The following is a 1,261-nucleotide window of genomic DNA, read 5'->3' on the forward strand; positions in this document are numbered from 1 at the left end:
AGCTGCTGGGTCAGGTTGATCATCGCGGCCTTGCTGATGCCGTACGCCCCGATGAACGGCGAGGCCGAGAGCCCGAAGCCCCCGCCCATCGCGGAGTCTGTGCTCAGTAGACGGGCTTCGCCGGCTCGATCTGGTTGACCCAGCCGATCACGCCGCCGCCCACGTGGACGGCGTCGGAGAAGCCCGCGGACTTCAGGACCGCGAGGACCTCCGCACTGCGGACGCCCGTCTTGCAGTGCAGGACGATCTTCTTGTCCTGCGGCAGGCTCTCCAGGGCGGTGCCCATGAGGAACTCGTTCTTCGGGATCAGCTTGGCGCCCGGGATGGAGACGATCTCGTACTCGTTCGGCTCGCGGACGTCGATGATCTCGATGTTCTCGCCCTCGTCGATCCACTCCTTGAGCTGCTTGGGAGTGATCGTCGAGCCGGCGGCCGCCTGCTGGGCCTCCTCGGAGACGACACCGCAGAAGGCCTCGTAGTCGATGAGCTCGGTGACGGTCGGGTTCTCGCCGCAGACCGCGCAGTCCGGGTCCTTGCGGACCTTGACCTGGCGGTACTGCATCTCCAGGGCGTCGTAGATCATCAGACGGCCGACGAGGGGCTCACCGGTGCCGGTGAGGACCTTGATGGCCTCGGTGACCTGGATGGAGCCGATGGACGCGCACAGCACGCCCAGGACGCCGCCCTCGGCGCAGGAGGGGACCATGCCCGGCGGCGGGGGCTCCGGGTAGAGGCAGCGGTAGCAGGGGCCGTACTCGGACCAGAAGACCGAGGCCTGGCCGTCGAAGCGGTAGATCGAGCCCCACACGTACGGCTTGTTCAGCAGCACGCAGGCGTCGTTGACCAGGTAGCGGGTCGCGAAGTTGTCCGTGCCGTCGACGATCAGGTCGTACTGGCTGAAGATCTCCATCACGTTCTCGGCCTCGAGCCGCTCTTCGTGAAGGATCACGTTCACGTACGGGTTGATGCCGAGGACGGAGTCACGGGCGGACTCGGCCTTGGAACGACCGATGTCGGCCTGGCTGTGGATGATCTGACGCTGCAGGTTCGACTCGTCGACCTCGTCGAACTCCACGATGCCGAGGGTGCCGACGCCCGCGGCGGCCAGGTACATCAGCGCCGGCGAGCCCAGGCCGCCGGCGCCGACACAGAGCACCTTGGCGTTCTTCAGCCGCTTCTGCCCGTCCATCCCGACGTCCGGGATGATCAGGTGGCGGGAGTACCTGCGGACCTCGTCTACGGTGAGCTCAGAGGCTGGCTC

Annotated in this window: 1 protein-coding gene and 1 pseudogene; both read right to left on the reverse strand. The window is 66.8% G+C overall.

Going from position 1 to position 1,261, the window contains the following annotated elements:
- Positions 1–74: pseudogene (locus tag ABZ646_RS46870) on the reverse strand (3-oxoacyl-ACP reductase); the annotation flags it as partial.
- 29 nt (positions 75–103) lie between these two features.
- A partial coding sequence (gene moeZ, locus ABZ646_RS46875) for an adenylyltransferase/sulfurtransferase MoeZ (protein WP_360533974.1) occupies positions 104–1,261 on the reverse strand: 1,158 nt, incomplete at its 5' end.

The organism is Streptomyces sp. NPDC007162 (genome assembly GCF_040634175.1).
GTDB lineage: Bacteria > Actinomycetota > Actinomycetes > Streptomycetales > Streptomycetaceae > Streptomyces.